The 23,417-nt window shown below is 66.9% G+C and carries 20 protein-coding genes; 12 read left to right on the top strand and 8 right to left on the bottom strand.

Annotated features, from left to right (window positions below; translation table 11 throughout):
- Positions 1–2: 2 nt before the first annotated feature.
- Both ACP7C5_RS15795 and ACP7C5_RS15790 read left to right on the top strand, forming a co-directional pair.
- On the top strand, positions 3–1,547 hold the full coding sequence (locus ACP7C5_RS15795; protein ID WP_426264956.1) for an MFS transporter: 1,545 nt from the start codon (positions 3–5) through the stop codon (positions 1,545–1,547).
- Positions 1,544–2,512 (top strand): glycoside hydrolase family 43, encoded by a 969-nt coding sequence (locus ACP7C5_RS15790; RefSeq protein WP_426264955.1) that lies wholly within the window; start codon positions 1,544–1,546, stop codon positions 2,510–2,512. Before ACP7C5_RS15795 ends, ACP7C5_RS15790 begins: the two co-directional genes overlap by 4 nt.
- A 175-nt stretch (positions 2,513–2,687) precedes the next feature.
- On the opposite strand, the gene ACP7C5_RS15785 is transcribed toward ACP7C5_RS15790, so the two are convergent.
- From ACP7C5_RS15785 to rhmD, 7 genes are all read right to left on the bottom strand, one after another.
- Entirely contained in the window at positions 2,688–3,515 is an 828-nt protein-coding gene (locus tag ACP7C5_RS15785) for an alpha/beta hydrolase (RefSeq protein WP_426264954.1), read from the bottom strand.
- Positions 3,509–4,576 (bottom strand): glycoside hydrolase family 43 protein, encoded by a 1,068-nt coding sequence (locus ACP7C5_RS15780; RefSeq protein ID WP_426264953.1) that lies wholly within the window; start codon positions 4,574–4,576, stop codon positions 3,509–3,511. Before ACP7C5_RS15780 ends, ACP7C5_RS15785 begins: the two co-directional genes overlap by 7 nt.
- The gene (rhaT, locus tag ACP7C5_RS15775; RefSeq protein ID WP_426264952.1) at positions 4,573–5,637 is read right to left on the bottom strand and encodes an L-rhamnose/proton symporter RhaT; all 1,065 of its coding nucleotides are present in this window, start codon (positions 5,635–5,637) and stop codon (positions 4,573–4,575) included. Before rhaT ends, ACP7C5_RS15780 begins: the two co-directional genes overlap by 4 nt.
- The gene (locus ACP7C5_RS15770) at positions 5,634–6,539 is read right to left on the bottom strand and encodes an amidohydrolase family protein (protein WP_426264951.1); all 906 of its coding nucleotides are present in this window, start codon (positions 6,537–6,539) and stop codon (positions 5,634–5,636) included. Before ACP7C5_RS15770 ends, rhaT begins: the two co-directional genes overlap by 4 nt.
- Before the next feature lie 64 nt (positions 6,540–6,603).
- Positions 6,604–7,353, bottom strand: coding sequence for an SDR family NAD(P)-dependent oxidoreductase (locus tag ACP7C5_RS15765; protein WP_426264950.1), 750 nt, complete (start codon positions 7,351–7,353; stop codon positions 6,604–6,606).
- Positions 7,350–8,207: a fumarylacetoacetate hydrolase family protein gene (locus ACP7C5_RS15760; protein ID WP_354288392.1), complete on the bottom strand. Its 858-nt coding sequence runs from the start codon at positions 8,205–8,207 to the stop codon at positions 7,350–7,352. The genes ACP7C5_RS15765 and ACP7C5_RS15760 overlap by 4 nt, the downstream gene beginning before the upstream one ends.
- A 17-nt stretch (positions 8,208–8,224) precedes the next feature.
- Positions 8,225–9,418 (bottom strand): L-rhamnonate dehydratase, encoded by a 1,194-nt coding sequence (gene rhmD, locus ACP7C5_RS15755; protein ID WP_332791065.1) that lies wholly within the window; start codon positions 9,416–9,418, stop codon positions 8,225–8,227.
- A gap of 190 nt (positions 9,419–9,608) precedes the next feature.
- Here rhmD and ACP7C5_RS15750 point away from each other — a divergent pair, with 190 nt between their 5' ends.
- The 5 genes from ACP7C5_RS15750 to ACP7C5_RS15730 all read left to right on the top strand — a co-directional run bounded on the left by ACP7C5_RS15750 (position 9,609) and on the right by ACP7C5_RS15730 (position 16,504).
- A complete protein-coding gene (locus tag ACP7C5_RS15750; RefSeq protein ID WP_426264949.1) occupies positions 9,609–10,586 on the top strand; it encodes an alpha/beta hydrolase in 978 nt (325 codons plus the stop codon).
- The gene (locus ACP7C5_RS15745; protein ID WP_426264948.1) at positions 10,583–11,344 is read left to right on the top strand and encodes a (Fe-S)-binding protein; all 762 of its coding nucleotides are present in this window, start codon (positions 10,583–10,585) and stop codon (positions 11,342–11,344) included. Before ACP7C5_RS15750 ends, ACP7C5_RS15745 begins: the two co-directional genes overlap by 4 nt.
- Positions 11,341–12,738, top strand: a complete 1,398-nt coding sequence (locus ACP7C5_RS15740; protein WP_426264947.1) for a lactate utilization protein B — start codon at positions 11,341–11,343, stop codon at positions 12,736–12,738. The genes ACP7C5_RS15745 and ACP7C5_RS15740 overlap by 4 nt, the downstream gene beginning before the upstream one ends.
- A complete protein-coding gene (locus ACP7C5_RS15735; protein ID WP_426264946.1) occupies positions 12,735–13,358 on the top strand; it encodes a LutC/YkgG family protein in 624 nt (207 codons plus the stop codon). The genes ACP7C5_RS15740 and ACP7C5_RS15735 overlap by 4 nt, the downstream gene beginning before the upstream one ends.
- A gap of 185 nt (positions 13,359–13,543) precedes the next feature.
- Positions 13,544–16,504, top strand: a complete 2,961-nt coding sequence (locus tag ACP7C5_RS15730; protein WP_426264945.1) for a TonB-dependent receptor — start codon at positions 13,544–13,546, stop codon at positions 16,502–16,504.
- A gap of 43 nt (positions 16,505–16,547) precedes the next feature.
- On the opposite strand, the gene ACP7C5_RS15725 is transcribed toward ACP7C5_RS15730, so the two are convergent.
- Positions 16,548–19,013: a beta-galactosidase gene (locus tag ACP7C5_RS15725; protein WP_426264944.1), complete on the bottom strand. Its 2,466-nt coding sequence runs from the start codon at positions 19,011–19,013 to the stop codon at positions 16,548–16,550.
- Between the two features lie 253 nt (positions 19,014–19,266).
- On the opposite strand from ACP7C5_RS15725, the gene ACP7C5_RS15720 reads away from it, so the two are divergent.
- The 5 genes from ACP7C5_RS15720 to ACP7C5_RS15700 all read left to right on the top strand — a co-directional run bounded on the left by ACP7C5_RS15720 (position 19,267) and on the right by ACP7C5_RS15700 (position 23,376).
- A complete protein-coding gene (locus tag ACP7C5_RS15720) occupies positions 19,267–20,061 on the top strand; it encodes an IclR family transcriptional regulator (protein ID WP_426264943.1) in 795 nt (264 codons plus the stop codon).
- A gap of 59 nt (positions 20,062–20,120) precedes the next feature.
- A complete protein-coding gene (gene kduI, locus ACP7C5_RS15715; protein ID WP_426264942.1) occupies positions 20,121–20,963 on the top strand; it encodes a 5-dehydro-4-deoxy-D-glucuronate isomerase in 843 nt (280 codons plus the stop codon).
- Positions 20,964–21,183: 220 nt separating this feature from the next.
- Complete coding sequence (locus ACP7C5_RS15710; protein WP_426264941.1) at positions 21,184–22,488, top strand: NRAMP family divalent metal transporter; 1,305 nt, start codon at positions 21,184–21,186, stop codon at positions 22,486–22,488.
- A gap of 103 nt (positions 22,489–22,591) precedes the next feature.
- The gene (locus tag ACP7C5_RS15705; RefSeq protein ID WP_133190700.1) at positions 22,592–22,774 is read left to right on the top strand and encodes a CsbD family protein; all 183 of its coding nucleotides are present in this window, start codon (positions 22,592–22,594) and stop codon (positions 22,772–22,774) included.
- A 203-nt stretch (positions 22,775–22,977) separates the two neighbouring features.
- Entirely contained in the window at positions 22,978–23,376 is a 399-nt protein-coding gene (locus ACP7C5_RS15700) for a cupredoxin domain-containing protein (RefSeq protein WP_426264940.1), read from the top strand.
- The last annotated feature ends 41 nt before the right edge of the window (positions 23,377–23,417 follow it).

Raw genomic sequence — 23,417 nt, 5'->3', positions numbered from 1 at the left:
CCATGGCCACCGACCTTATCGCCGCCGCGCCCGCCAACCCGATCGCGCCGACGCGCCCGGTGCGCTGGTACACGCTGCTCGCCTATGGCTCGAATGACGTGCTCGGCGCGGGTTCGATGGCGGTGATCAGCACCTGGATCCTGTTCTTCTACACCACCTTCTGCGGGCTGTCGGCGCTGCAGGCGACCGCGATCTTCGGCATCGCGCGCGTGCTCGATGCCTTCACCAGCCCGCTGATCGGCCACCTCTCCGACAGCCTCGGCCGCTCGTGGCTCGGGCGCAAGTTCGGGCGGCGGCGCTTCTTCATCCTCGCCGCGATCCCGCTGCTGCCGTCGTTCGCGATCATGTGGGTCGCCGGGCAAGGCTTCTGGTATTACCTCGTCACCTATGTGCTGTTCGAGATGGTCTATGCGATGGAGATCATCCCGTACGAGACGCTCGCCAGCGAAATGGCGACCGACTACAAGACCAAGGCCAAGTTCGCCGGTGCGCGCATCCTGCTCGGCCAGCTTTCGGCGATCGGCGCGGCGTTCCTGCCCAAGGCGCTGATCCAGTATCTCGGCGAGGGCTCGCCCGACACCTATCTCTACATGGGCATCATCTTCTCAGGGCTCTTCATGGGCGCGGCCGGCCTGCTCTATGCGTTCAGTTGGGAGCGGCAGCGCCCGCCCGGGCTCGACGCCGAGGAGGATGCGCGCGCCAAGCCGACGCTCGGCGCGGCGTTCAAGGCGCTCTATCGCAATTTGTTCTCGACGCTGCGGATTCGCGCGTTCCGGCTGCATCTCGGCATGTATCTCGGCGGGTATATCAGCCAGGACATCTACAACGCGGCCTTCACCTATTTCGTGATCTTCGCGCTGGCCGGCTCGGCGGCGATCGTCGCGAACCTGGTCGGCGTGACCTATATCGTCCAGTTCGTCGCGGTGATCCTGGCGATCAACTTCGCGCTGAAACTCTCCCCCGCCGCCGCATACCGGATGGCGGCGATCAGCTTTGCGATCGGTGTGATCCTGTTCCTCGCAATGTACGCCGCAGGGTATACCGCGACCGCGATGCTGTTCTGGGTGCCGGTGCTGTTCGCCGGGCTCGGCCGCGGCGCGCTCAACTACATCCCGTGGGCGACCTACAATTACATGGCCGATGTCGACGAGATCGTCACCGGGCGCCGCCGCGAAGGCGCGTTTGCGGGCGTGATGACCTTCGTGCGGAAGATGAGCCAGGCCGCCGCGATCATCCTCGTCGGCCAGGTGATGCAGGCATCGGGCTTCGTCTCGGGCGCGAAGACGCAAAGCGCCGGCGCGTTGGTCGGCATCGTCGGGGTGATGGGCGCGGGCACGATCGCGATGCTGCTGTTCGGCATGTTCGTGTCGACGCGCTTCCGGCTCGATCCGCGCACCCATGCGATCCTGCTCGCGGAGATCGAGCATCTGCGCAGCGGCGCGCGCACGCCGTCCGATCCGGCGCATGCCGCCGTGGTCGAGGATCTGTCGGGCTGGTCGTATGACCGGCTGTGGGGCAACAATCCGGTGGCGGACGCGCACAAGTGATCGCGCTAGTCGCCGCGGCCTTGCTCGCGCAGGCCGCGGTGCTGGCGCCTAAGCCGCTGTTCCGCGATCCCGTGCATGACGGCGCTGCCGACCCGTCGACGGTCTACGATCCGGCGACGCGCGAATGGGTGATGTTCTACACCAACCGCCGCGCCGATTTGCCGATGGACGATGCCACGGACGTCCGCTGGGTCCACGGCACCGCGATCGGCATCGCCCGCTCGAAGGACGGCGCGCAGTGGCGCTACGGCGGCACCGCGGCGATCCCGGTCGCATGCACCGGCGCGACGCTGTGGGCGCCCGATGTCGAGCGGTTCGCGGGGCAATGGCACATGTGGGTCACCGTCGTCCCCGGCATCTATCGCGACTGGAACGCGCCGCGATTCCTCGTCCACCTGACCAGCTCCGACCTCAAAAGCTGGCGCTGCGGCGGGCGAGTCGAGCTGGGCTCGGACCGGGTGATCGATGCGAGCGTCGTCGCGTTGCCGCGCGGTGGCTACCGCCTGTTCTTCAACGACGAGCGGATGAACAAGGCGATCCGCACCGCCGACAGCCGGGATCTGGTGCATTGGACGCTCAAGGACCGGCTGACCGACACGCCCGGCGAAGCGCCCAAGGCGTTCCGCTGGCGCGGGCGCTGGTGGCTGGTGTCCGATGCGTGGAAGGGGCTGCTGGTGATGCGCTCGTCCGATGGCGAGCATTGGACGCGCCAGAGCGACTATCTGCTCGCCGCCCCCGGCGCCGCCGCGACCGACCGCGCCAAGGGGCAGCATCCCGACGTGATCGTCGCGGGCGAGCGTGTGTATCTCGTCTATTTCGTCCACCAGTCGGGCGAGCCGCAGGCCGCGTCCGATCCCGAGTGGCACCGCCGCAGCGTGCTCCAGATCGCCGAGCTGAACGAGGTCGACGGCATCCTCACGGTCGATCGCAACGCGCCTGTCTATGTACGGCTGCTGCGCCGCTGAACGCGGGCGCTAAAGGGTCGAGTACGCTTGGCGCTTTCCCGAACGCCCCCCGCCCGTTCGCCCTGAGCCTGTCGAAGGGCACCTCTCCACAACGAGCCAGCCCTCACGCGGAGAGCAGGGCTTCGACAAGCTCAGCCCGAACGGCGTTGGCGGATCACGCCAATTCGAAGGTGACCTAGAGAAACCCGACCTGCCGCAACCACGCCGCGCACAGTTGCGGCCACACCAACACTGGCAGGCCCTGCGTATCGAGCGCGAAGCCGTGCGGGGCATCGGCGAAGATGTGGCACTCCGCTGCACCGCCGGCTTGCTCCCAAGCGGCGTGCAGCCGCCGCGCATTCTCGACCGGGACGACCGGATCGTTGCCCGAATAAACGATGAACGCGGGCGGCGGGTCTTGCAGCAGTTGCGCGTCGGGCTGCAGCCGATCGTACATCGCCTGCTTCTCGACCGGGGGCAGCGGCGGCTTGTCGGCGACGATCGTGCGGCCTGCGGCATTGGTCGAAATCGGCGCATAGCCGATCACCAGCACATCGGGCCGCGTCGTCGCGTCGCGATCTACGCCCCAATCGCCGGGCACCGCCGCAGCGAGGCACGCCGCGAGATGCCCGCCCGACGACAGCCCGACGACACCGAGCGCGCTATTGTCCTCGCGCAGCAGCCGCATCGCCGCCAACCCATCGGCGAGCGCCGCGCCCGGCCCGTTGTCCGCATCGGGGAAGCGATGGATCAAAACATGCGCGTGATAGCCGAGCGTATTGAGCCAGCGCGCCACTTGGACGCCCTCGCGCCCGACCATCAGCTGGACATAGCCGCCGCCGCCGAGCACCAACATCGCGCGACCATTGGGCTGCGCAGGCGCGAAGCTCAGCAGCACCGGCTGCGTCACCGCAGTCACCACCGCTTGCGCCGGATCGGCGAAGGCGGGATCGAACGTCACCGCATCGGCGCGCACCGCCGCGCCATCGAGCGTACGCACTTGATCGGCACCGAGCGTCAGCACCCCGGATGCGCCCCGTCGAACGACGAGTGGCCCGCGACGCACGGATGCGTCGGATAGGCCTCGCCGTCGAGCTCGACCGCCTCGCGCACCACCGACAACCGGTCGCCATCGTCGCGCATCTCGTACAGCTTGCCGAGCGCATAATTGAACGGCCGATGCAGGATCATCATCAGTCTGCCGTCGAAGGTGTGGAACAGCATGCCGTGCCCGCTGTCGCGCTGTACCAGCGGCCCGAGCTGCTCCCACGGCCCGGCTATCGTGCCCGAGGTCGAGCGCGCCTGCGCCTCGACATAGCCCTTCTGCCCATAGCTCGACCACAGCATCAGCAGCGTGCCGGTCTTCGATCGATAGAGTTCGGGGCCGTCGGTGACATAGACGACGTCGCCGTTCGGCTGCTTCTGGCCGACCGCCCACGGCGCGTCGTTCGCCTTGAACAGGGTCTGCGGTGAGCCGGCAGCGGCGAGGTCGTCGGCGAGCGGCAGCGCTTCCATCGTGCCGACCGTCGTCTGCCACCATTCATGCGCATAGACGAGCCACGGCTTGCCCTTCGGATCGACGTAGAGCGAACCGTCGAGCGTCATCAGTCTGGGATCGACGATCGGCGCGCCGCCACGCACGAGCCGGTACGGCCCGGCGACCGTGTCCGACACCGCCAGCACCGTACCGCGGCGATAGGTGTCGCGCGTGCCGTTCTTGCCGAGCGGCAGGTCGGGATTGTGGAAGGTCGTGAACAGATACCATTTGCCGCGCCAGCGATGCACCTCGGGCGCCCAGCTGCCGGCCTTGGCCCACAGCCCGGCGGGCAGGACCAAGGCGAGCTTGGGCTTGCTCCAATGCTTCAAATCGCGGCTGGCATAGACCATCGTGCCGAGCCGCTGGTCGCCGCTCATCGCCGCCTCGTTGCGGGTGAACAGGTAATAGGTCTTGCTAGCTGCGTCGGCGACGATCCACGGATCGTGCAGATGCATCGCCGTCAGCACCAGCGGCGCCTCGGCCTGCGGTGCGGCGGGTGCCGCCCCCGCCAGTCCGAGCAAAGCGGCAGCGGCGAACACCCACCTCACGGCGCGACGGCGATGCTGTTGCCATAGCCGATCACCACGGTGGCGATCAGCAACAGGCCGACCCCGCTCCACACGGTCGCCTTGATCCGCGCGCCGGCTTCCTTCCACTCGCGGAAGGCGAAGCCCCACAGCGTGCCGAAGATGATGATGCTCGCCATGTGCAGCGTCCAGCTGGAGAAACCCAGCCGGCCCATCTGGCTCTCGCCCATCGTGTAGAAGAAGAACTGGAAGTACCAGGTGACGCCAGCCAGCGCGCTTAGCAGATAGTTGCGCAGCAACGGTGGCCGGCCAACGTCGCCCTTGGTGATCCCGCGCCATTCGGGGGCGCTGCGGTTCTTGGTGATGAGGAACGCGCACCATGCTCCGTTGGTGATCAGTCCGCCGAACATCACCAGGCACAGCACCGGCAGCCCGGTCCACAGCGGCCCCGTCCCCGCCGCAGCCGACAACGCCTTGATCGGCTCGCCCGCGGCGAGGCCGAAGGCGAAGCAGGCCGACATGATGCCCGCGAAGATCGCGACGAGGATGCCCTTCTTGAAGTCGAACTCGGCGACCACCGCCGCCTTCTGCGCGGGCGTCAGCAGCGCATCCTTTTTCGCACCGGCAATTGCGACGACGATGATGCCGAGCAGCGTCAGCGCGATACCGAGCAGCACGATCCGGCCTGAGGCGTTGGCGAGCAGCTTCGCGTGGAATTCGCCCGCGAACACCGGCGGGATCAGCGTGCCGAACACGGTGCACAGCCCCAGCACCACTGCCATGCCGAGCGACAGCCCGAGATAGCGCATTACCAGCCCGTAGCCGAGCCCGCCGAACCCCCACAGCACGCCAAAGACAATCGGCCACCAGAACGCCGTCGGCGTCGCGCCGTGGAGCACGCCGAGCAGGTCGTTGGTCCGCAGGCTGGCGAAGAACCACGGCGCGAACAGCCAGGAGAAGACGCCGCCGGTCAGCCAGTAAATCTCCCACGACCAGCGCTTCACCCCGCGATACGGCACGTAAAAGCTCGCCGAGGCGAGGCCGCCGAGCCAGTGGTAAAGAACGCCGAGCAGCGGGTTCATAGGTCTAATCCCAGGCGATAGAGGCGGTTGGCGTTGCGCGCGAACAGGTCGCGTTGCTCGTCGTCGCTGAAGTCGGCGGCGATCGCGTGGAATGCCGCCATCGTGCGCTCGATCGGCGCGAAGAGCGTGTCGGTCGGGGTATCGCTGGCAAACAGGCAGCGCTCGGTGCCGAACAGGTCGATCGCCGCGAGCAGCAACGGCCGCACGCTGTCGAGCGTCCAGGCGCGATCGATGAAGCCGAGCCCCGACAGCTTGATCGCGACATGCGGAAGCGCGGCGAGCGTTTCCAGTCCCGAGCGCCACTGCGCGATCCCATCGCGATCGCTAATCACCGGCATCCCGAGATGGTTGATGACCACCGGCACGTCGGGATGCCGCGCAATCAGCGGCGCGAGCCCGGCCATCTGCGCGGGATAGCATTGCAGGTCGAACGACAGGCCGTATTTCGCGAGCAACCCGAAGCCCGCCCCCCACTGCGCGTCCTGCGTCACATCGCGCGGCGTGTAGCTGCGCAGCGGATCGGCGTGCCAGTTGACGATCTGGCGGATGCCGCGAACGCGCGGATGCGCCGCCTGCTGCGCGAGCAACGCTTCGACCTCGGGATCGTCGAGCCGCGCAAACGCCACGATCGCGCTCGGCAAGCCACCCGCGTCGGCGACGCCTTCGAGCCATTCGGTCTCGTCCAGCGCCTGCGCCGGGTCCGCTCCGGCATCGATGTGCACCGCGCCGACGACGTTCCAGCGCGCCATGTCGGCGCGATAGTCGGCGAGCGTGTAGTCCTTGGCGATCGCTTCGACCGAGCCGTTGGGCCCGTCCTCCGCAAATGGCGGCGTCAGCCACGGATAGCGGATCCGGCCGAGCTCCCACAGATGGATGTGCGCATCGACGAACGGGATAGTCACGAAGCCTCTCCGGCTGAACGAGGCCGCGCCGTCGTCTTTCGGACGGTCGCGGCCATAAGGGCGATCAGAAAGTGGTGCGACCGCCCGACGTGTCGAAGGTCGCCGCCGTGGTGAAGCTACACTCCTCCGACGCCGCGAAGCACACCATCGCGGTCGATTCGTGGATTTCGCCCAGGCGCCCCATCGGGATCTTCGAGCGCATATATTCGACCTGGCTCGGCGGCAGCTGCTCGAGGATCGGGCTCTCGAAGGTCGCTGGGGTGATCGCATTGACGATCACGCCCTTGCCCGCGAGTTCCTTGCCGAGGCTCTTGGTCAGGCCGATCACCGCCGCCTTGGTCGCCGAATACGCGCTGGCGTTGGGATTGCCTTCCTTGCCCGCCACCGACGAGACGTTGACGATCCGGCCATAGCCATTCTCGAGCAGATACGGCACGACCGCGCGGTTGCAGTAGAACAGCCCGTTGAGGTTGACGTTGACCACCTGCAGCCAGCTGTCGATCGGGAATTCGTGCACCGGGACGGTCGCCCCGGTGATCCCGGCCGAGCAGATCAGCACGTCGATCTTGCCCAGAACCTCGGCACTTTCCTTAGCGGCAGCAGCGACCGCATCGGCATCCGACACGTCGAGCGCGACGACATGCGTCGCGCCGATCTCGTCCTTGGTCGCGGCCAGCGCCGCAGCGTTGCGATCCCACAGCACTGCCTTGCCACCCTCGGCGATGATCCGCCGGGCGACATCCTTGCCGAGTCCCGAAGCGCCGCCGGTGATGACCGCGCAGCGCCCTGCGAAACGTCCTTCGTAGACGCTCATGCGAGTTTGCCTTCGCCGAGGTGGCGCCACTCGACGACGGTCTGCGTCTGCGTGCCGAGCTTGGCGATCGACAGCGCCATCACGTCGCCGGCCTTCAAGAAGATCTTGTCGGGCTTCTTGCCCTCGCCCACGCCCGGCGGCGTGCCGGTGATGACCAGGTCGCCCGGCATCAGCGTGACATATTCGCTGGCATAGGAGATCAGCTCGGCGAGATCGAAGATCATCGTCTTGGTGTTGCCGGTCTGCATCCGCACGCCGTTCACGTCGAGCGTCATGTCGAGATCCTGCGCGTTGCCGACTTCATCGGGCGTCACCAGCCACGGGCCGGTCGGGCAGAAGGTGTCGTGGCCCTTGCCCTTCGACCATTGGCTGCCGCGCTCCTTCTGATTGAAACGTTCGGACACGTCGTTGACGAGCGTGAAGCCCGCGATCGCGTCGAGCGCGTCTTCCTTCGCAATATAGCGGCAGGTCTTGCCGATGATCACGCCGAGCTCGACTTCCCAGTCGGTGTGGGTCGAGCCCTTGGGCAGCACGACATCGTCGTTGGGGCCACTGAGGCTCGACAGCGCCTTGGCGAACATCACCGGCTCGGTCGGGATCGGCAAGCCGGACTCGATCGCATGGTCGCGATAGTTGAGCCCGATCGCGACGATCTTGCTGATCCCGGCGATCGGCACGCCGTAGCGCGGCGTTCCCTCGACCACCGGCAACGACGCGACATCGGCGGCGAGCGCCTGCGGCAGCGTTGCGATCGTCAGGTCGGCAATCACGCCCGAGAGGTCGCGGAGCGTACCGTCGGCGTCGACGATACCGGGCTTTTCCTGGCCGGGCTGGCCATAGCGGCAGAGCTTCATGAGACGGTCTTTCGTTATCAGTGCGTGTAGGGACGGTGCATCGCGATATCGCGATTGAGCTCGACGCCGAAGCCCGGCGCATCGAGCGCGCTGGCCTTGAGTCGGCCATTCTCGGGAACCGGCTCGCCGATCAGCTGCGGGTGGAACATCGGCACCACTTCGGTCGGCCCCGGATGCATCATCAGGAACTCGGCGAAGGGCGAATTGTGGCGCGTGATCACGAAGTGATAGCTGTAGACCGACGATCCGTGCGGCACGACCATCTTGCCCGCGGCATCGGCGAGCGCCGAGATCTTGAGCAATTCGGTCACGCCGCCGCACCAGCCCACGTCGGGCTGGATGATGTCGCAGCACTCCATCTCGAGCAGCATGCGGAAGCCCCAGCGCGTCGCTTCATGCTCGCCGGTGGTGACCAGCATGCCCTTGGGGACGTTGCGCTTGAGCTGCTGATAGCCCCAATAATCGTCGGGGCTGATTGCCTCCTCGATCCATTTAAGGCCGTGCTCATGCGCCGCGATCGCGAGGCGTGTCGCGTAATCGAGGTCGAGCGCCATCCAGCAGTCCCACATCAGCCAGAAATCTGGCCCGACGCGCTCGCGCATTTCGGCGAGCTCGGCGATATTCTTGTGGAAGCCCTCGAGCCCTTCGGCCGGGCCGTGGTGCAGCGGCATCTTGCCGCCGATGAAGCCGAGCTCCTTGGCGATATCTGGCCGCGCGCCGGTTGCGTAGAATTGCAGCTCGTCGCGCACCGCACCGCCGAGCAGGTGATAGACCGGCTCCTGCCGCAGCTTGCCGAGCAGATCCCACAAAGCGAGATCGACGCCCGAAATGGCATTCACCACCAAGCCCTTGCGGCCGTAATATTGCGTCGAGAAGTACATCTGGTCCCAGATCTTCTCATATTCGGTCGGGCTGCGGCCCTCGAGGAAGCGCGCGAGATGCTTCTCGACGATGAACGCCGCGGGCTCGCCGCCAGTCGTGACCGCGAAGCCGATCGTGCCGTCCTCGGCCTCGATCTCGACCACCAGCGTGCCGAGCACGTTGATCCCGAAGCTCTGCCGGCTCTGGCGATATTCGGGATAGCGGCTCATCGGCGTGGCGATATGGTCGTCGATCCAGTGGCCGGCACCCTGGTCGTGATAGTCGGCCCCGCCGCCGCGCACGGTGAATGCGCGGACATGCTTGATCTTGGGCAACTGGACGATCGCCACGTGTCTCTGCTCCTCATCATCGCTTCACGGATGCGAAGCGGTCCTCCACTAAGCAGACGTTCCGGGGCACCGCGCCGAAGCTGGCAGCCTCTCCCGGGCCGTTTGCATGGTCTCACTTTATGAGATAGGTCGTTAGTTGATGGAAAGAGCCGCGTCAAATACAGACTCGGGCGAACGAGAGGATGCTGCGGTGCGCGACAGTCTATGGGATCGTCGGAGCGTGCTCGCGGGCGCTGGCGCGCTGTCTTTTGCCGGCACGGTTCCTGCCGTGGCGCAGGGCGCTGACGTAGGTGTGGGCGCGTTCCGCACGATGCCGCTCTGGCCGGGCAAGCCGCCCGGCGGCGCGCGCGTCACCGCGACCGAGAACCGGGTCGAGCGCCAGCCGGCGACGGCCGACGGCAATTACATCGTCGAACATGTCCGCCAGCCGACGCTGACGATGCTCAAGCCCGCCAAGCCCAACGGCGCCGCTGTGCTGCTGATCCCCGGCGGCGGCTATCGCTTCGTATCGATGGGCAATGAAGGCTTTCCCGTTGCGCGGCGCTTTGCCGAGGCGGGCTACACTTGCTTCATCCTGCTCTATCGCCTGCCCGCCGACGGCTGGTCCGCCGGTGCCGACGTGCCGCTGCAGGATGCGCAGCGCGCCGTCCGCATGATCCGCAGCCTTGCTCCGCGCGAGGGCTTCGACCCGCAGCGGATCGGCGTAGTCGGCTTCTCGGCGGGCGGGCATCTCGCCGCCTGGCTCGCGACGCGCGACGTCCGCGAGATCGCGGCGCCGGTCGATGCGATCGACCGGCTGCCGGCCAGCGTCACCGCCGCCGCTTTCGTCTATCCGGTGATCACGCTGCGCGATCCGGTCGCGCACAAGGGCTCGCGCGAGCAGTTGCTCGGCGCCGATGCCACTCCTGCGCGAGTCGCGGCCTATTCGCTCGAGGAGAATGTGATGGCGACGCCGCCGCCCGCGGTGCTGGTCCACGCGCTCGACGACCCCGCCGTGCCCTATCAGAACAGTCTGCTGATGGCCGAGGCACTGCGCGCGCGCAAAGGCGCGGTGGAGGTGCATTTGCTTGAGTCAGGCGGCCACGGCTTCGGGCTCGGCACCACCAAGTCGGCCGTGGCGAACTGGCCCGAGTTGGTGGCAGGTTTCCTCGGGCGGCACGGCGTATGACCACCACGCCGCGCGTCGCACTGTTCGTCACCTGTCTGGTCGACCTGATCCGCCCGCGCATCGGCTTCGCCTCGATCGCCGCGATGGAGGCGGCGGGATGCGAGGTCGTCGTGCCCGAGGCGCAGACATGTTGCGGCCAGCCCGCGCTCAATTCGGGCGATCGCAAGACCGCCGAGGACTTCGCGCGCCGCAACATCGCCTTGCTCGAAGGCTATGACCAGGTCGTCGTCCCGTCGGGTTCGTGCGCGGCGACGATCCGCGTCCACTATCCCGAAATCCTCGAGCATGACGCGACGTGGTTCCCGCGCGCGCAAGCGCTGGCCGCCAAGACGTTCGAGATCCTCGCCTATCTCGACGAAGTCCGCGGCTGGAAGCCCGCAGGCGTCGCGCTGCCGACGACCGCGACCTATCACGACAGCTGCTCGGGCCTGCGCGAGCTCGGTATCAAGCGCCAACCGCGCCGCCTGCTCGCCGCGATCGACGGGCTGGAGCTCAAGCCGCTGGCGGGAGCCGAGACGTGCTGCGGCTTCGGCGGCACCTTCTGCGTGAAGTACCCGGCGATCTCGAACGCGATCGTCGGCGAGAAGACAGCGGCGATCAATGCCGCCGGCGCCGCGCTGCTGCTCGCGGGCGATCTCGGTTGCCTGATGAACATGGCGGGCAAGCTCCACCGCGACGGCTCGCCGGTCCGCGCGTTCCACGCGGTCGAGCTGCTCGCGGGCATGGGTGACGGTCCCGCGATCGGCGAAGAGGCGTGAGCGGCGGGTTCGCGGAACGCGTCGACGCCGCGCTTGCCGATCCGATCCTCAAGCTCGCGGTCGAGCGCACCGCCGGCACCGCCGAGGCCAAGCGCACGCTCGCGATCGACGCGTTCGCCGATTTCGAGGCGGCGCGCGACCGTGCGGCGGCGATCAAGGATCATGTCATCGCCAATCTCGGCGGCTACCTCGAACGCTTCGAGGCGAACGCGGTGGCGGCGGGCGCCGTCGTCCACTGGGCGCGCACCTCGCAGGAGGCGTGCGACATCGTCATCGGGCTGTGCAAGGCTGCCGGCGCGAAAAGCGTCGCGCGCTCGAAATCGATGCTCGGCGAGGAAATCGGCCTGCCGCACGCACTCACCGAGGCCGGCATCACCCGCGTCGAAACCGATCTTGCCGAACATATCATCCAATTGTCGGGCGAGCGCCCGTCGCACATCATCTGGCCCGCGATGCACAAGACGCGCGAGCAAGTCTCGGTGCTGTTCAAGGCCAACCACCGCGATCCGCACACCGAAGAGACGATCGCGGCGATGGCGGAGAGCGCCAGGCGCCATCTGCGCGAGGGGATGCTCGCGGCCGATGTCGGCATTTGCGGCGCGAATTTCCTGATCGCCGACACCGGCGCGGTGTGCACCGTCACCAACGAAGGCAATGCCGAACTGTCGCTGGTGCCGCCGCGAATGCAGATCGTTACCGCCGGGATCGAGAAGATCGTGCCCTCGATGGGCCACGCCGTGCACATGCTGCGGATGCTCGCGCGCTCGGCGACGGGTGCACCGCTGACGCAATATACGACCTTCTACACCGGCCCCAAGCGCCCCGGCGACCGCGACGGGCCCGAGGAAATGCACATCGTGCTGGTCGACAACGGCCGCACCGCGATGCGCGCGGACGGGCTCGCCGAGATGCTGCGCTGCATCCGCTGCGGCGCGTGCATGAACCATTGCGTGGTGTTCCGGCAGATCGGCGGCCATGCGTATGGTGGCACCTATCCCGGCCCGATGGGCGCGGTGCTGACCCCGGCGATCGACGGCCTGGCGGCGAACCGCGACTTACCCAACGCCTGCACGCTCAACGGCAAGTGCCAGGAGGTGTGCCCGGTGCGCATCCCGCTCCCCACGCTGCTGCGCGGCTGGCGCGAGAAGAGCTGGCGCGAGGGGCTCGAACCCAAAGCGACCCGCGCCGGGATCGGGCTGTGGGCGTGGGTGGCACGCCGCCCGCAACTGTACCGCACGGCGACCGCGACCGCGCTCACCGCATTGCGGCTGCTGGGACGGACCGGCTGGCTGAGCAACGTGCCGCTCGCCGGCGGCTGGACGCGGCATCGCGACTTGCCCAAGCCGGCGGCGGAAAGCTTCATGGCGCAATATAAGAAAGGCCAGCGCCGATGACCGCGCGCGACGCAATCCTGTCGCGGCTCGGCGGCACCATGACGCCCTCGCAAATCGAGGATGAAGCCGCCGCCCTGCTGATTGCGCCCGAACGGCCGCCCGTCGATCTGGTGGCGCTCGAGGAAACCTTCGCGGAGCGCCTCGCGCTGCCGAGTGTGGCGGCAAGCTACGACCGCATCGCGGACTGGAGCGAAGTTCCCGAGGCCGTGCGGCGCTATTGCGCGGCGAACAACCTGCCGGCGGTGCTGTGCCTTCCCCCCGACCCGCGGCTCACCGCGCTCGACTGGCACGGCGTGGCGCTGCACGACGCCGCCGCCCCCGATGAAGACGCGGCGTTGGCGATCGCGCGGTGCGGCGTCGCCGAAACGGGATCGCTGGTATTCGAGACCAGCCGCGAAGCGCCGATGCTGCCGAACTTCCTTGCGTTGCATCATCTCGTTATCGTCCCCACGCTGGTCGCGCATCTTGAGGACGCGATCCTGCCAGGCGCACAGCCGCGCGCGCATTACTGGGTGACGGGCGTTTCCGGCACGACCGACATCGAGGGCACCTATGTTCGCGGCGCGCATGGCCCGCGCTTCCTCCACGTTATCCGACTGGCGACCCCGCTAAAGCGTTGAACGGACCCGACGAACGCTTGCGCTGAACGTGCGGCCCGATAGGCGAGCGTATCTCGCACGACACGGAATTTCACATGTCGTACATTTATCCTTTCATATGGCATTTAATTAGCCGTATATAGATACCGCACTTCACATATTGGGATCAGCAACGACTGACCCGCGTGATTTTCGGGGAGGATATCATGACCTATCGTCGCGCCGCGCTCGCAGCCGCTCAAGTTTCCACGCTGGCCCTTATGGTCGCCGCGACCCCGTCCTGGGCGCAGCAGGCGAGCGCCCCCCAAACCACACCGCCCGAAACCGCCGCCGCTCCGACCGATGACGCGCAGGCGCCCGACATCGTCGTGACCGGCTTTCGCGCCTCGCTCAACGCCGCGATCAACCAGAAGCGCCGCGAGACCGCCGCGGTCGACAGCATCGTCGCCGAGGACATCGGCAAGTTCCCCGATTCCAACCTCGCCGAATCGATGCAGCGCATTCCCGGCGTCGCGCTCGCGCGCGGCGATGGCGGCGAGGGTCGCAACATCTCGGTCCGCGGCCTCGGCGCCGCCTTCACGCGCGTTCGCATCAACGGCATGGAAGGCACCGCGCAGACCGGGTCGTCGGACATTTACGGCGCCGGCAACAGCGGCCGCAGCTTCGACTTCAACGTCTTCCCGACCGAAATCTTCTCCGAACTGGCGGTTCGCAAGACGCCATCCGCCGATGTCGAGGAAGGCTCGCTCGGCGCGACGGTCGATCTGACCGCGCCCAAGCCGCTCGCCGGCAAGCGTGACTTCACGCTGACCGCGACCGCGCGCGGCATCTACAACGAGCTGTCCAAGAAGGTGAACCCGCGCGCCTCGCTGCTCGTTTCGAAGAAGTTCGCCGACGGCACCTTCGGCGTGCTCGCTTCGGTCGCCTATCAGCAGCGCGACATCCGCGAAGTCGGCTATTCGGCGGTCGACATCCTGTCGTCGAACACCAATGGCGGATTCTGCTCGCCGGTCGGTTTCACGCCGGTGAACCCGGCGGTCGGCAGCAAAGGCGCCTCGGCGACCGAATGCTATCCGGGCGTACCGCGCACCAGCACCGCGGCTGCCTACAACACCATCGTCAACGCGCGGCGTGCCGACTTGCCCAACACGCCGGGCAGCGGCGCCTTCCTGCCGCGCATTCCGCGCTACCTCAACTCGACGCAGAACCAGAAGCGGATCGGCGGCACGCTGACCTTCCAGTGGCAGCCCGACAGCGCCACCGACATCTCGCTCGACTTGCTCTATTCGCGGTTCGATGTCGTGCGCCGCGACAATTACATCGCCGGCCTGTCGTTCGGACGCTCGGCGACGAACAACGGCCAGCCGGTCACCTCGGTCAAGGACGTGCAGCTCAGCCCGAAGGGCAGCCTGGTCTACGGGCTGTTCGACGGCGTCGACGTCCGCTCGGAAGGGCTGGTCGATCGCTTCGTTTCGACCTTCAAGCAAGCCAACCTCAACTTGAAGCACGATTTCACCGACCGCTTCGGCGTCACCGGCCTGTTCGGCATCAACGAATCGGTATTCGACAACAAGCAGCGCTTCCAGTCGTTCATGGATGCGATCGACACGCCCAATTTCTCGGTCGACTATCGCAAGGGAAATGACACGCCGCTGCTCGGCTTCGGCTTCAACGTCGCCGATCCCAACGCCTTCGCGTACGGGCCCGCGCTGGCCGACGGCACGGTGCGCGGCGGCTATAACTTCCAGGGCAAGCCGTCGGTCAACACCAACAACGGCACGACCGGCGAGCTCAACTTCCACTGGAAGGTCAGCGACAGCCTGACGCTCAAGGCGGGCGGCCAGTATCGCCGCGCCGACTTCACCGTGCGCAACCTCGTCCCCTACACCGCCGACGTCGTGACGAAGGCGTTGCCCGCCGGGACGACGCTGGCCAGCCTGACCACGCAGATCAAGGGTGTCGACCAGCTCTGGGGCAATGGCGCCCCGGCAAGCTGGGCGGCGCTCGATCCCGACAAGCTGATCTCGACCTTCAACCTCAATGCCGTGCGCTATTGCGGGATCGAGTGCGGCGCGCAGTCGAGCCGTGTGCTCGAGGAAGTGTCGTCGGCCTATGCCATGGCGGCGTTCGACCTCGGGGAGCGGCTGGGGGGTATCGGCGTGCGCGGCGATGCCGGGGTGCGCTACGTCCACACCGACCAGACTTCGTCGGGCTATATTTCGATCGCCTTGCCTTCGTCGCCGACCGGCGTGACCGGCAGTTTCCAGAGTGCGTCGAAGCGCTACAGCGACTGGCTGCCATCGGGGAATCTGGTGATCGAGCCGGTCCGCAATCTGCTGTTCCGCTTCTCGGGCGCCAAGGTGCTCGCACGGCCCGAGCTGGCGCAGCTGACCCCGACCAGCGGGATCACCGCGACGACGCGCGTCGGCAGCTTCCAGAACCCGCAGCTCGATCCGATCCGCGCGACGACGTTCGATGCCGCGGTCGAATGGTATTTCCGCCCGGGTGCGCTGCTGTCGGCGGCGTTCTTCTACAAGGACATCAAGTCCTATGTGCAGAACGTCAACACGCAGGAAGTGTTCAACACGCTCGGCCTGCCGGCGGCCTTGCTCAACGGCACCAACACCGCCCCGACCGAGATCTTCACGATCTCGCGCCCGACCAACACGCCCGGCGGCAAGCTCAAGGGGATCGAGGCGAATGTGCAAATGCCCTTCACCTTCCTCCCCGGTTTCCTCAAGAATTTCGGCGCGCTGGCGAACTACACGCACGTCACCTCGCGCATCCGCTACATCCTGGCGAGCGTGAACGGCGTGCCGACCGTGACCACCACTGCCGATCTGGTCGGCCTGTCGAAGAACACCGCTTCGGGCACGCTGTATTATGAGGACCGCAAGTTCAGCATCCGCAGCACCGCCAATTGGCGCGACGGCTTCATCCGCGGCATCCCGGCGTCGCCGGGCAGCGATCTGCAGGGCAATTCGGAGACGCTGTTCGTCGATGCCTCGGCCTCGTACAACGTCAACGACAATATCAAGCTGATCGTCGAGGGCACCAACCTGACGGGCGAGCAGAACCGGCTCTACACCGACAGCGTCCGCCAAGACACGCTGTTCCAGACGCGCATCGGGCGGACGTTCACCTTCGGCGTGAACTTCAAGCTGTAGTCGGAGGGCGCGGGGGGCGGATCGGTCGCCCCTCGCTTGCCCGTCAGCGCGCGCGGACGCTGAGCGTATATTCGGGCACCACGCGGATCGTCCGCAGGTCCGCCACCTGGCCCGTCGCCGGGAGCAGCGTGCGTGCGCTGTCGTCGAGGTAGATCGGCGCGTCGCTGCGCAGCGGGAGCGCGGTGAGCGTCCACGGCTTGCCGAGCCGATCGGCGAAGCGCCGCAATCCGATCCGCCAGACCCGGCCATCCCAGAAGGCATCATCGAGCATGTCGGCGCCATCGAACAGCCGGGCGATGTCGGCGCGATAGTCGATCTCGAGCCACGCATCGCCCTGCCCCGCCAGCACGCTGCGCGGCAGCGTGAACGACCAGGCGGCGGCTGCGCGATGCGCCTCGGGCAGCGGCTGCAGCGCCGCCTTGGCGGGACCGCCGATTGCGACCGGCGGTGCGACGCCGGCCTCGCGCACGACGGTGGGCGTAACGGCAAGCATGGCGCGAACCGGCACCGTCGCGGAATAGGCGCCGTCCGTGGTGCGCCCGATCGCCGCGTCTGCGCTGATCGATTGCGGCGCTGGCAGGATGGCGAAATCGAACCGGGCGTTGCCGCGCTGGCTCAAGGTCAGACGATCGGCATCGAAGCTCACCCCGGCCGTGGTGAGAACCAATCGTCGCTGCCCCGCGAGCTCGCCGACCCAGGCGCGCGCGGCATCGTCGGCGCTCAGCACCAGCACGCGGACGACGCTGCCGTCGCGCAGCGTCACGCTGATCGGTCGCCGCGACGGCGTCACCGCCGCGATAAGGCGACCCGCGCCATCGTTGCGCGACGCTACCGACAGCCGCGTGACGCTGCTCGCGGCGAAGGCAAGCTCGACTGCACCCGGTAGCGTCGCCGCCAGGACATGGATCGGCCCCGCTGCGTCCTGCAGCCGCGTGAGCGGTTGCGCCGTCGCCCAGACGAGCGTTGCACCGTCAAGGTCCATGTTGATCGGCCAGAAGAAGCTCGCGCCGCTCGGCACCGTCACCCCGTGCGACGGCAGCGACAGCGTCTCCGCACCAAGCTTCACCGCAAAGCGCATGTCCGGGTGCGCTGCCATCGGATATTGCCGGACATGGTTGTTGACGAACAGGAAGCCCGCGCGCGCGTCCGATCGCACCGACCAGCGCAGCGTAGCCACATCCGCGGCGGCTGCCGGCAACCGCGTCGGCGCATGCGCAGCCATCGGCGCCAGGCGATCGCCATATGCGGCAAGGAACGCATGGATCGGCCGCAGCGCGCCGCTCACCGGATTGACCTCGCCATATTGGCCGAGCGGTGCCTGGAAGTCGTAGCCGATCTGCGGCACGTCATTATACCCGCCCGACGCCTGCGTCTCCTCGACCGCACGACCGTCGACCAGCGGGTTCGCGCCGCCGTGGAACATGTAATAGCCGAGCAGATTGACGCCCGAACCGAGCTGCGTGGTGATCGCCGCACCGATGTCGCTCGGCGACACGATCGGGCGGCGGCGATACATCACCGGCACCCCGGCGCCATATTCCGCGCCGAGGAAAGGCGTGTCGTCGGCGTCATCCTCGGCGTCGCCCCGCGCCCGCCCGCGCGTCTGCGCGCCGAGATCGCCGCTCACCCGACTGCCGAAGCGGAACAGGTAATTTTCCTTGGGCGGTAGCGGCCCGGTCTTGGCCGACCACGGCTCGTCGACATAGCCGCCCATCACCGGCACCACTTGCCCGCGCGGATAGACCGTATGGTCCCAGCCGGTAACGGTATAGAGCGGCACATCGAACCCGATCCGCTGCGCCAGCGCCTTCAGCGTCGCGATATGCTGACGCCCCTGGCCCGGGCCGTCGAGATTATATTCATTCTCGATCTGAAGGCCGATCACCGGGCCGCCGTCTTTCCACAGCAGCCCCTCGACCTGTCCGTAAAGCCCGCGCCAGAAGCGGTCGACCTCCGCCAGATACGCGGCATCGTCGCTGCGCGGGCGCGAGCGTGCGACGACCCAATCTGGGATGCCGCCGAAGCGCGCCTCGGCATGCGCCCACGGGCCTGGACGCAGGAAGAGCAGCAGCCCGTGCTTGCGGCAGAGCTCGGCAAAGCGGCGCAGATCGCGGGTGCCCGTGAAATCGAGCCGACCGGGCGCCAGTTCGAGCTGATTCCAGATCGCGTAGGTCGACACGATGTCGATCCCCGCGGCCTTCATCTTGAGCAGTTCCGCCTCCCACTCGGCCGCGGGCGTCCGCGTGAAGTGAAACTCGCCCATCACCGGCAGCCACGGCTTGCCATCGCGCGTCAGATAGAGGCTGTTGACGCCGATCGTGCCGCCAGGGCCCGTAGCGGTCCCCATGAGCAGATGGGCGCTGCGCAGCGGCGGTGGCGGCTGGCTGGCATCGATTTGAACAACCGTCTGCCCAGACGCGGCAGTCGAGGCGAGCAGCGCCGCGACACCCAGCAAGCGGGAAGTCGCGGTCCCGACGGCGCCCGCGCGCGCTCTGCCAATGCTGTGCATACCGACCTCCCGATCCACGATGTGTCGCGTGGTGTTCGGTAGGGGTACCCACCTGACGCTCAAGCGACAATCCCGCACTGCGAATCGAACTACTACAAAATGGAAGTTAGCGTATGCCATCCCGACGCGATTGGCGAACCGATCCGACCGCTCCCGCCATCATCGAGCCGCTGGCAAGCGCAGCCGCAAATCTGCTAGGACAGCGCATGTCCGCGCTTCTCCCCGCCTTCCCCCGCCCCCTTGGTCTTGCCGCATGAGCGACAAGGCGGCGAACAGCGACGCCGATGATTCGCGCAAGACCGGGACGCAGACGCTCGAGCGCGGGCTCGATTTGCTCGAGCTCGCGGTCAACGAGTCGCTCACGCTCGCCGAGCTGACGACGCGCTCGGGCTTGCCGCGCGGTGTGGCGTATCGCCTGGTGACCGCGCTCGCCGGGCGCGAGTTTCTCGCACAATCGGGCAACGGTCGCTTTCGTGGTGGCCCGAGCCTGTTGCGGCTGAGCCACCGCGCAGGCGAACAGACCGACATCGCCGCGATTGCACGCCCGCATCTCGACGCGCTGTCGGAGCGCACCGGGCTGAGCGCGTTCCTCGGCCGGCGCGACGGCGAGTATTCGGTGCATTTGCTGCGCTCGCAGGGCAGCGAGCGTGTTGCCGTGACGACTCAGCCTGGCACGCGCCGCCTGTTGCCCGAGACCGGCATGGGCAAGGCACTGATGCTCGACGACACGCCCGCCGAATGGGCGCGACTGCAGACGCTGATCGGACCGGAGCATCGCCCCGACGCCTTGTTGCCGGCGCTCGAGGCCGCGGCGGCGAGCGGCGTCGTGCTGCAGCGCGGACCGCCGCCCGATTCGATCTGCTCGGTCGCAGCCCCGGTGCGCGATGCCACCGGCCGCATCGTCGCCGCGATCAACGTCGCCGCCGCGGCCCCCTATCTCAGCGACGCGCGAATGGCCGAGCTTGCGCCATGGGTGAAGCAGGCGGCCGAGGCGGTCGGAAACGTGCTCGGGCATTCTGGCGTGCGGCGCACCAGATCGAACGCGTAGCCGCTTGACCTCCGCGCGTTCGCGGCGCAGGCGGTCCGATATCTGAAACGGAGTTTCACATGTTCGACCGCACCTATTACGCAACGCACCCCGACATGATGGAGTGCGTCTCCAACGACGAGCTGCGCGACCGCTATTTGATCCAGGATCTGTTCCGCGCCGGCGAATGCGTGCTCAATTATACGCATGCCGAGCGCTTCGTGATCGGCGGCGTCGCGGTCGCGACCGGATCGGTCAAGCTTCCCGACCAGACCGAACCGGCCTCGGCGGCGGGGCATCCCTTCCTCGAGCGCCGCGAACTGGCGATCGTCAATGTCGGCAAGGCCAAGGGCATCGTAACGGTCGATGGCGAGGCGTTTACGCTCGGCAACAAGGATTGCCTGTACGTGACGATGGGCGCCAAGGACGTGCAATTCTCGGGCGACGGCGCGCGCTTCTATCTAGCGTCGTGCCCAGCGCACAAGGCGTTCACGACCAAACTGATCTCGACCAAGGATGCGACCGCGCTCGAGCGCGGCACCCTCGCCGAATCGAACGAGCGCACGATCTTCCAGATGGTCATCCCCGGCATTTGCGACAGCGCGCAGCTGGTGATGGGCCTCACCGTGCTCAAGGAAGGCAGCGTGTGGAATACGATGCCGCCGCACATCCACGAGCGCCGCAGCGAAATCTATTTCTACTTCGAGCTCGACGATCTCGAGAAGGATCGCGTGTTCCATTACATGGGCGAGGGCGAGGCCACCCGGCACATCGTGATGGCGAACGAGGAAGCCGTTATTTCGCCGCCGTGGTCGATCCACATGGGCTCGGGCACCAAGGCCTATGCCTTCATCTGGGCAATGGCGGGCGAGAACCAGGACTATACCGACATGAGCGTGCTGGATATCTGCCAGCTGGCGTAACCCGTCGGGCCTGGGGAGGGCGTTGCTCTTCCCGGGCGCGCGGAGAGGCGTCGCCGGGGTCATCCCGGTCGACGGCGCCGAGCGAAGTCGGTGCGGCGCGCCGACAGTCGAAACCGTGTAACGTGCGTTGAGTAGCGCATCGAACACGCTATGGAGAAAGCGCGTTTCGGGAGTACGCGTCCGGCAACCGGCCTTCGGCCGTACCAAGGCGACTGCATACGTGACCGATCTGGCAGCATCGCCCAATCCACCCGACGCGGTCAAACAGCCCCAGCGCCCCAGGCTCCGCGATGTGCTCGGCCCCGGCCTCATTACCGGTGCGTCAGACGACGATCCGAGCGGCATCGCGACCTATTCGCAAGCAGGCGCGCAGTTCGGCTACACCCTCGGGTGGATCATGCTGTTCAGCTGGCCGCTGATGTGCGCGATCCAGGAGATCAGCGCACGGATCGGCCGGATCACCGGCCGCGGGATCGCCGGCAACCTCAAACGACACTATCCGGCGCCCTTGCTCCACGCGATCGTCACGCTGCTGGTCGTGGCCAATACGATCAATCTCGGTGCCGATCTCGGCGCGATGGCGGCGGCGTTGCAGCTGCTGATCGGCGGGCCGCAACTCCTCTACGTCGCCTTGTTCGCCGTGGCGTCCGCGCTGCTCGAGATCTTCGTGCGCTACGCGCGCTATGTCTCGGTGCTCAAATGGCTGACCGTATCGCTGTTCGCCTATGTCGGCGTCGCATTCATCGTGAAGCTGCCGTGGGGCATCGTCGCGCATGCGGTGGTCATCCCGGATATTACCTTCAACGCCGCCTATCTGACCGTGGTCGTCGCGATCCTCGGCACGACGATCAGCCCCTATCTGTTTTTCTGGCAGGCGGAGGAAGAAGCCGAGGACGTCAAGGAACGCGCCGGCGCCAAGCCGCTCATTCGCGCGCCCGAACAGGCCCCGTCCGAATTGCGCCGGATTCGCTGGGACACGATCGTCGGCATGGGCTTTTCGAACGTCGTCGCGCTGTTCATCATCCTGACGACCGCTGCCACGCTGCACGCGCACGGCGTCACCGACATCCAGACCTCGGCGCAGGCAGCGCAGGCGCTGCAACCGATCGCCGGGCGCTTCGCCTTCCTGATCTTCGCGCTTGGCATCATCGGGACGGGATTACTTGCGCTGCCGGTGCTTGCCGGATCATCGGCATATGCGCTGGGCGAAGTCTTTGGATGGCATGTCGGCCTCACCCGCAAACCGGGCCGGGCCAAGCGCTTCTACGGAATGATCGCCGCCGCGACGCTGGTGGGCGGAGCGCTCAACTTCACGCCGATCGACCCGATCAAGGCGCTGTTCTGGAGCGCGGTCATCAATGGCATCGTCGCCGTTCCCGTGATGATCATGATGATGCTTCTGGCGCACAACCCGAGAGCGATGGGCGCTTTCCGCCTGCCGCGGATGCTGTCGATCATCGGCTGGCTGGCGACCGCGACGATGGCGTTGGCGGCGATCGGCATGTTCGCGACATTCGACGCATAACGCACGATCGCGGCCGACCACGGAACCGACGTCGCCTTTGCCTGTTCTGTTCGCGAAACGACCGGGCCGGCAGGCGGTCCCGGCGGTGTCATGGAGAAAAATCATGGGCGAACTCACCGACAAGCTGAACGCCGCAGGCAACAAGATCGCCGGCAACGTCAAGGAAGCAATCGGCAAGGCGACCGACAATGAGAAGCTGGTCGCCGAAGGCGAAGCGCAGCAGCTCAAGGGCACCGCGCAGGACGTCAAGGGCAGCGTCAAGGGCGCACTCGGCGACAAGATCTAAACAAACGCTGATCTTGTCAGGGGCCGCCGCGGAGACGCGGCGGCCTTTTACGATACGACCTGCGTCAGTTCTCGCGCGGTGCTTGAACGCTCTAAAACGGGCGATCCCACCCAAAGGTCCGAACACCGCGACAGGCGACGGCGCGCGGAACGATCCACGCCCTCCGTCATTTGCATCTGCGAATGCGACACGGAGACACCGCAATGAAAACCGTCCTGCTTGCCATGGTTGCCCTGGCCACCCCTGCCCTCGCGCAAACCCCCGCTTCGCGCTCGGTGCAGCCAGTGACGATCACGATGACCGATCATGGCTTTGTCCCCCGCAATATCGCTTTGCGCCGCGGCGGCTCGTACGTGCTGCATATCGCGAACCGATCAGACAAGGGCCACAACCTCACGCAGAAGGCCTTTTTCGCCGCAGCGCGCCTGAGCCGCGAAGACCGTGGTCTCGTGCGCGACGGGCAGATCGTGCTTGCAGCGGGCGAACGCGCCACGATCCGCTTCCAGGCTCCGCTGACGCGCCGGGGCGGGATGTTCCAGTTCAGCAGCACGACGCTTGGCGATGCCGACAACGCATATACCGGCGCGTTCCGCATCCAATAACCATCGCACGAACGACGGATCCTGTGTCGGGGTCGGCCCGA

This window comes from Sphingomonas sp. PWP1-2 (assembly GCF_049898305.1).
Lineage (GTDB): Bacteria > Pseudomonadota > Alphaproteobacteria > Sphingomonadales > Sphingomonadaceae > Sphingomonas > Sphingomonas glacialis.
The sequence above is the reverse complement of the archived record's forward strand: the minus strand, read 5'-3'. Positions and strand labels throughout refer to the sequence as shown.

What these genes read in the sequence shown, in the direction of transcription:
- ACP7C5_RS15765 (WP_426264950.1), bottom strand. Translation starts at nt 7,353, where the DNA reads ATGAGCGTCTACGAAGGACGTTTCGCAGGGCGCTGCGCGGTCATCACC.
- ACP7C5_RS15700 (WP_426264940.1), top strand. Translation starts at nt 22,978, where the DNA reads ATGAAAACCGTCCTGCTTGCCATGGTTGCCCTGGCCACCCCTGCCCTC.
- ACP7C5_RS15720 (WP_426264943.1), top strand. Translation starts at nt 19,267, where the DNA reads ATGAGCGACAAGGCGGCGAACAGCGACGCCGATGATTCGCGCAAGACC.
- ACP7C5_RS15795 (WP_426264956.1), top strand. Translation starts at nt 3, where the DNA reads ATGGCCACCGACCTTATCGCCGCCGCGCCCGCCAACCCGATCGCGCCG.
- ACP7C5_RS15760 (WP_354288392.1), bottom strand. Translation starts at nt 8,207, where the DNA reads ATGAAGCTCTGCCGCTATGGCCAGCCCGGCCAGGAAAAGCCCGGTATC.
- rhaT (WP_426264952.1), bottom strand. Translation starts at nt 5,637, where the DNA reads ATGAACCCGCTGCTCGGCGTTCTTTACCACTGGCTCGGCGGCCTCGCC.
- kduI (WP_426264942.1), top strand. Translation starts at nt 20,121, where the DNA reads ATGTTCGACCGCACCTATTACGCAACGCACCCCGACATGATGGAGTGC.
- ACP7C5_RS15705 (WP_133190700.1), top strand. Translation starts at nt 22,592, where the DNA reads ATGGGCGAACTCACCGACAAGCTGAACGCCGCAGGCAACAAGATCGCC.
- ACP7C5_RS15730 (WP_426264945.1), top strand. Translation starts at nt 13,544, where the DNA reads ATGACCTATCGTCGCGCCGCGCTCGCAGCCGCTCAAGTTTCCACGCTG.
- ACP7C5_RS15725 (WP_426264944.1), bottom strand. Translation starts at nt 19,013, where the DNA reads ATGCACAGCATTGGCAGAGCGCGCGCGGGCGCCGTCGGGACCGCGACT.
- ACP7C5_RS15735 (WP_426264946.1), top strand. Translation starts at nt 12,735, where the DNA reads ATGACCGCGCGCGACGCAATCCTGTCGCGGCTCGGCGGCACCATGACG.
- ACP7C5_RS15745 (WP_426264948.1), top strand. Translation starts at nt 10,583, where the DNA reads ATGACCACCACGCCGCGCGTCGCACTGTTCGTCACCTGTCTGGTCGAC.